7 protein-coding genes are annotated in these 6000 nt (G+C 68.0%); 3 read left to right on the plus strand and 4 right to left on the minus strand.

Features of this window, described 5'->3' with window-relative positions; genetic code table 11:
* Positions 1-159 precede the first annotated feature (159 nt).
* Together DK459_RS08365 and DK459_RS08370 are read left to right on the plus strand one after the other, a co-directional pair.
* A complete protein-coding gene (locus DK459_RS08365) occupies positions 160-585 on the plus strand; it encodes an OsmC family protein (protein ID WP_053498534.1) in 426 nt (141 codons plus the stop codon).
* 124 nt (positions 586-709) lie between these two features.
* The gene (locus DK459_RS08370) at positions 710-1999 is read left to right on the plus strand and encodes an Nramp family divalent metal transporter (protein ID WP_035181048.1); all 1290 of its coding nucleotides are present in this window, start codon (positions 710-712) and stop codon (positions 1997-1999) included.
* A gap of 3 nt (positions 2000-2002) precedes the next feature.
* On the opposite strand, the gene DK459_RS08375 is transcribed toward DK459_RS08370, so the two are convergent.
* Both DK459_RS08375 and DK459_RS08380 read right to left on the minus strand, forming a co-directional pair.
* Positions 2003-3052, minus strand: a complete 1050-nt coding sequence (locus tag DK459_RS08375) for an LLM class oxidoreductase (RefSeq protein ID WP_006383969.1) — start codon at positions 3050-3052, stop codon at positions 2003-2005.
* 25 nt (positions 3053-3077) lie between these two features.
* Positions 3078-3701 carry a glutathione S-transferase family protein gene (locus tag DK459_RS08380; RefSeq protein WP_024069524.1) on the minus strand — a complete coding sequence of 208 codons (624 nt, stop codon included), beginning with the start codon at positions 3699-3701 and terminating at the stop codon, positions 3078-3080.
* A gap of 177 nt (positions 3702-3878) precedes the next feature.
* Here DK459_RS08380 and DK459_RS08385 point away from each other — a divergent pair, with 177 nt between their 5' ends.
* Entirely contained in the window at positions 3879-4763 is an 885-nt protein-coding gene (locus DK459_RS08385; protein WP_024069525.1) for a LysR substrate-binding domain-containing protein, read from the plus strand.
* Positions 4764-4828: 65 nt separating this feature from the next.
* Here the strand turns inward: DK459_RS08385 and DK459_RS08390 are convergent, their stop codons facing one another.
* Together DK459_RS08390 and DK459_RS08395 are read right to left on the minus strand one after the other, a co-directional pair.
* Entirely contained in the window at positions 4829-5050 is a 222-nt protein-coding gene (locus tag DK459_RS08390) for a hypothetical protein (protein WP_006383972.1), read from the minus strand.
* Between the two features lie 176 nt (positions 5051-5226).
* Positions 5227-5856 (minus strand): TetR/AcrR family transcriptional regulator, encoded by a 630-nt coding sequence (locus tag DK459_RS08395; RefSeq protein ID WP_024069526.1) that lies wholly within the window; start codon positions 5854-5856, stop codon positions 5227-5229.
* Between the last annotated feature and the right edge of the window lie 144 nt (positions 5857-6000).

Below are 6000 nucleotides of genomic sequence, written 5' to 3' on the forward strand. Positions count from 1 at the left end.
GGCTTGCCGGATGCGGGTGCCAGGCAGGCGACGCCCCGGCGCGCGCGCCGTATCATGGTCCGTGCCCCTTCCGGCAACGCGCGCCGCCGCCAGGCGGGCCGCGCTCTCCCCCAACCGGACGCGTCCGTCGCGGGCGCGTTCCCTCAACAGGAGTCACGCATGAAGAAAACCGCAACCGCCGCCTGGTCGGGCGATCTGAAAACGGGCAAGGGTACGATTTCCACGCAGAGCGGCGCGCTCAAGAACCAGCCCTACGGCTTCAATACGCGCTTCGGCGACACCCCGGGCACCAATCCCGAGGAACTGCTCGGCGCCGCGCACGCCGGCTGCTTCACCATGGCGCTGTCCAACATCCTGGGCGAAGCCGGCCTGACGGCGCAAAGCCTGGACACCAAGGCCGAGGTCACGCTCGACAAGGTCGAGGGGGGCTTTGCCATCACCGCCGTCCACCTGACCGTGGAAGCGGTGATTCCCGGCGCCAGCGCCCAGGCCTTCGAGGGTGCCGCGCGCAAGGCCGAAAAGGGTTGCCCGGTCTCCAAGGTGCTCAACGCCAAGATCACCATGGACGCCAAGCTCAAGGCCTGAACGGCCGCGGCCGGCCCGCGGCACGGGCGGCGCCATTGGCCCGCCCTATCCCGCGCTTGCTGAAAATCAATTTGACGGTCATGCCCGAGAAATGGAAAATGAGAACCATTCTCAGGAAATCACCATGACCCGATTCATCTACGCGATTTCAGGCGGCAATGCGGCCTACGGCCAGGACGCCCAGGTCACCGCCAACCTGCGCCGCGTGGTCGGCTCCGGCATCCTGGTGGCGGTGGGCTACATCGATCCGGGCAACTGGGCCACCGACATCGCCGGCGGCAGCGGCTTCGGCTACGGCCTGCTGCTGGTGGTGATCGCATCGGCGATCCTGGCGCTGGGCTTCCAGGTGCTGGTCTCGCGCCTGGCGCTGGCCACCGGCGAAGACCTGGCCACCCTCACCGCCCGCCACCTGTCGCCGCGCACCGCCAAGGCGGCCTGGCTGGCCGGCGAGGCCGCCATCCTGGCCACCGCGCTGGCCGAACTCATCGGCGGCGCCATCGCGCTGCGCCTGCTGTTCAACCTGCCGCTGCTGGGCGGCGTGGCCGTCACCGGCGTCGGCACCTTCGCCGTGCTGGCCCTGACGCGCGGCAACGCCGACCGCCACGAGCGCGTCATCGCCGTGCTGCTGTCGATCGTGGCGGCCTCGTTCGTGTTCCTCCTGTTCAAGGCCAATCCCGCCTGGACCGACGTCGCCCACGGCATGGCGCGCACCGGCCAGGCACTGCGCGATCCGCAGGGCTTCCTGATCGCGCTGGGCATCCTGGGCGCGACCCTGATGCCGCACAACCTCTACCTGCACTCCGGTTCGCTGGCGCAACGCGCCCGCGTGCTGCCGGCCGACGCGCGCGACCTGGCCATGCGCGTGGCGCGCAACGACACCGTGCTGTCGCTGGGCGTGGCCATGCTGATCAACTCGGCCATCATGATCGTCGCCGCGGCCTCGCTGTCCGGCTCCGGCATCATCGTCTCCAGCCTGGACGACGCCCATGCCGTGATCGGCCAGACTTTCGGCATCGGCGCCGCCATCGTGTTCGCGATCGCGCTGTACGCGGCGGGCCAAAGCTCCACCATCACCGGCGTGCTGGCCGGCCGCATGCTGTCGCAAGGCTTCCAGATCAACAGCGGCTGGTCCGACCGCCGCCGCGCGCTGGCCACGCGGCTGATCGCCGGCGCCGTGGCCGCCGCCCTGCTGGCCTTCACCGGCGGCCAGGACCCGGACCAGTTGCTGGTGCTGAGCCAGGTCATCCTGAGCCTGGCCCTGCCTTTCGCGCTGGGTCCGCTGGTGGTGCTGGCCCGCCGCAGGCAGGTGATGGGCCGCCACGTATTGCGCGGCGCCTGGGCCTGGGCGGCCGTGGTCGCCACCGTTGGCATCATCCTGCTGGACGGCTACCTGCTGGTGGACATGGTGCTGTGATCCTCACCAGCGGCCGTCGCGCGGGGCCGGCCCCGGCAGCGACGGAAAATGCGGCAGCACCTCCTCGGCCAGCTCATGGATGATCTCGGCCGCCGGCCGTTCCGAGAACTGGATGCCCAGGGCCACGTGGTTCACCCCCGCGGCCTGCCACTCCCGCAACAACGCGATCAAGCCGTTCCTGCCCGTGCGCAACACGAAGCCGCCCTGCAGCGGCGTGCGCGGATGGTCGGGGTCGTCGACCAGATCCAGCCACTCGTTGGTCATGTGCGGCCGGAAACCGCCGTCCGGAATGCCCTGGCGCCAGATACGGATCTTGTCGGCAAGCCGCGCCGGCCCGCTCTTGTCGTGCGACGGACCGGGATAGCTCAACCAGCCGTCCGCATGTTCGCTGATCCACGCCGGCGACTGGCCGGAGCCGCCCGTCACCATCAGCGGGATCACGCCCGTTGCCGGCTTGGGCAGCAACAGCGTGCCGCTCAGGGTGCGGCCCAACGGCGATTCGATGGTGCCGCCCGCGCTGCCCAGCAGCCGCCGGAAGTACGCCACCGCATCGCGGAAGCGCTCAGCCCGCTGCTCGTGTTCGATGCCATAGGCCGGAAACTCCGAGGGCCGGTCGCCCGAGGCGATGCCCATCACCAGCCGGCCGCCCGACAACTGGTCGATGGTGGCGGCGGCCTTGGCCAGGTCGATCGGATGGCGCAACGAGAAAATGGCGCTGCCGGTGGCCAGCGCGATCGAACGGGTTCGGGCCGCCAGGAACGACAGGTAGGTGAAGGGATCGAACACCTGTCCGGCATCGCCGAAGCCCAGGTCCATCAAGGGCACGTCCCGTACCCAGACGGCGGCAAAGCCGAGCCGGTCGATCTCGGTCACGAGCTCCGACTGCCCCGCCAGCACCTGCATGTCGCCGTTGTAGAAGCGCAGCGGCAGGAACATGCCGAGGGTGAGCTGGCCGGGCGCGAACATGCGGCAATAACCCGGATGGGCGGCGAACGCCGGCGCGGAAGCGCCGGTGGGGATGGATACGGAGGACGTCGTGGTGGATTCAAGCATTTTGCGTTTCCATGATTGAGCAGGTTCAGGCGCCGACGGCCGGCGCGGGCAAGGTGACGCCACGCTGGACCGCCGGCCGGGCGGCGATGCGTTCGTGCCACGCGCTCAAATGGGCGTGGGCGCTGAAATCGAAGCCGACGATGCGGGCGATATGGGTCCAGCCGAAGTGCGCGATATCGGCAATCGAATAGTCTTCGCCCGCGACATGGGAATGCCGCGCCAGCTGCCCGTCGAGCACGCCGAACGCGGCGTCGCACAGGCCGCGGTAGCGTTCGATCGCCTCGGGCTGCGGGGTGGCGGAGAAAATCTCGAAGTGCACGCGCTGGCCGATGATGGGACCGACGCTGGCCGCATGGAACATCAGCCACTGGATCGCTTGCCAGCGCGCCGGGGGATCGATCGGCAACAACTGGCGCGTCTTGTCGGCCAGGTACAGCAGGATCGCCGCCGACTCGAACAGGGTGATGCCGGTGGCATGGTCGACCAGCACCGGGATGCGGCCGTGCGGATTGAGCCGCAGGAATGCCGGCCGCCGGTTTTCCCCCGCGTCGATATGCACGTGCCTGAGGGTATAGGGCAGGCCCAGTTCCTCCAGCGCGATGGTGATCTTGAAACCATTGGGGGAGCTGTCGGTATACAGGTCGATCATGGCTGTGCCCCGACCTGGACAGGCTGCCGGACACGGGCTGCAGGGGTCATCAAAGCGATCCTCTCGGTTTAGTTTTCGTGGCGTCGGAAATTCAAGCCGACCGCGCCATGATGGCAACAAGCTCCTATAATCAGAAGCGATGATTTCTGCCCTCATGCTTTAGAAAAACTAAACTCGATGTCCTCCGTCCCGCTTCAGACCCTGCGCACCTTCGTCGAAGTCGGCCAACGCGGCAGCATCAAGGCCGCGGCCCAGGCGCTGCACGTCACCCCGGGCGCGATCAGCCAGCAGATCCGCCTGCTGGAAGACCGCGTCGGCCTGGCGCTGTTCACCCGCGAACGCCAGGGCCTGCGCCTGACGCCGGCCGGCGCCACGCTGCATCCCGCCCTGTTGCAGGCCTTCGCGCAGATCGACCAGGCCATGGCGGCGCTGGAGGCCAGCAAGGGGCAACACACCTTGACCATCAGCACGGTCGCCACCTTCGCCGCCTCGTGGCTGGTGCCGCGGCTGGGCGCGTTCAAGCAATTGCATCCCGGAATCGAGATCCGCGTGGAGGCAACCTCGGCATTGACCGACCTGCGCCGCGACCGGGTCGATGTCGCCCTGCGCCACGGCCTGGGCGACTACCCGGGACTGGAAAGCGTGCGCCTGATGGCGCCGGTGCTGGTGCCCGTGGCCAGTCCGCAACTGGTCGCGCCGGGCGCGATCCGCGAACCCGCCGACTGCCTGGATTACCCGCTATTGCATGACTCGGACCGCGCCGACTGGCCGCTGTGGCTGGCAGCCAGCGGCGTGGCGGCGGATGCGCGCGCCGAACGCGGCAATGCCTTCGAGGATGACTTCCTGCTGATCCGCGCGGCGGAATCCGGCCAGGGGCTGGCCCTGGTGCCGCAGCAGTACGCGCAGCAGGAGATCGCCGCCGGCCGGCTGGCGCAGGTGCTGGACAAGCCGTGGCCGGCGCGATTCGCCTACTACGCCGTCACCGTGCCGGGCGCGGCCGAACGGCCGGAAGTCAGGGCCTTCCTGGATTGGATCATCGACGCCGCGGCGGGCACGGCCTGAAGGCTGTCGGGCATAAAAAAACGCCAGCGAAAGCTGGCGTTTTTCTCCTGGCGCGGATGCGCCGCTCAACGGTGGGCGGAAATCACAGGATGCTGGCGGCGGCCGGCGTCCATGTCGTGCAGCACTTCACCGATGGCGCCGCCGAACCGGCGCATGCGCAGCTTGAGCCGGCGCCAGCCCGAGCGCGAGAACGGCCCGGACAGGGTTTCCGCCTTGATGGCCTCGCGGATCAAGGACTGCTCCAGCGCATCCGACATGCGGGCATTTTTCAACGCGGTATCGCTCATGATTCTCTCCTTGAGAAAGCGCGATGGGGAACAACACGAATTCATCTTAGATCCGTGGTTGCTGCGTTGCAATAAAAATGCCTAGCATTATTTTCGGCGTTGCGAAATGGGTACAAACACCACCACATCGGTGCATCCGGCACCGTATCCGGCACCATTATTGTGCATCGCAGCAATCAACGGCGGCCGAGATGAGCGTCGATCATCATGTCCGCCATGTCCGCCACCCGGCCGGCCGGCCCACCCTCGCCGAACAACTGGCTCGACACGAAGGCGCCTTCGATCAGGAGCAGCAAGCCGTCGCCCAGGGCCTGGGCATCGGGCGCGCCCATTTCGGCCGCCATCGCGGTCAGGCGCCGGCGCAGTTCCAGCTTGTGCGCGACGGCGACTTCCCGCGCCGGATGGCCGGCCTCCGGATACTCGACCGCCGCGTTGGTCAGGCCGCAGCCCCGATAGCCGCTTTGCACCGCCCGCACGCTCAGGCCCGACAGGTAGGCGCGCAGTTGCGCCTGCGGGTCGCCCGGGTGGGCATCGCAGGCGGCGTTGAAACGCGCCCAGAATTCGGCGTCGTAGTCGCGCAGATAGGCCGCCGCCAACTCGTCCTTGGACGAGAAGCTGCGATACAGGCTGGGCTTGGTGACGCCGGCCTGGTTGACGATGGCGTCCACCCCCACCGCGCGGATGCCGTCGCGGTAGAACATCTCGCGCGCCGTCTGGCGGATGCGGTCGGCCGCCAGGGGCGGCTTGGCGGCGGGTGTGGCGGCAGATTTGACGTCGTTGCCGCCCGCGGGGGATTTGCTGGCCATTCGAAAACTCCTTGCTGAGACCGGTCGTCATACGCCGGCAGCCCTGAAAACCGGCCGTCAGAAAATATCGCTTGACGGCGTTACTGACCGGTACGTACCATTCGCAGACCCAATTACGTACCGGTCAGTAACATGAGTATAGCC

Origin of the sequence: Achromobacter sp. RW408, from assembly GCF_003184165.1 — a bacterium.
In the GTDB taxonomy this organism is placed as follows: Bacteria; Pseudomonadota; Gammaproteobacteria; order Burkholderiales; family Burkholderiaceae_B; genus Achromobacter; species Achromobacter xylosoxidans.

Coding starts and splice junctions, on each gene's coding strand:
- DK459_RS08390 (WP_006383972.1), bottom strand. CDS start 5,050: ATGAGCGATACCGCGTTGAAAAATGCCCGCATGTCGGATGCGCTGGAG.
- DK459_RS08370 (WP_035181048.1), top strand. CDS start 710: ATGACCCGATTCATCTACGCGATTTCAGGCGGCAATGCGGCCTACGGC.
- DK459_RS08395 (WP_024069526.1), bottom strand. CDS start 5,856: ATGGCCAGCAAATCCCCCGCGGGCGGCAACGACGTCAAATCTGCCGCC.
- DK459_RS08385 (WP_024069525.1), top strand. CDS start 3,879: ATGTCCTCCGTCCCGCTTCAGACCCTGCGCACCTTCGTCGAAGTCGGC.
- DK459_RS08375 (WP_006383969.1), bottom strand. CDS start 3,052: ATGCTTGAATCCACCACGACGTCCTCCGTATCCATCCCCACCGGCGCT.
- DK459_RS08380 (WP_024069524.1), bottom strand. CDS start 3,701: ATGATCGACCTGTATACCGACAGCTCCCCCAATGGTTTCAAGATCACC.
- DK459_RS08365 (WP_053498534.1), top strand. CDS start 160: ATGAAGAAAACCGCAACCGCCGCCTGGTCGGGCGATCTGAAAACGGGC.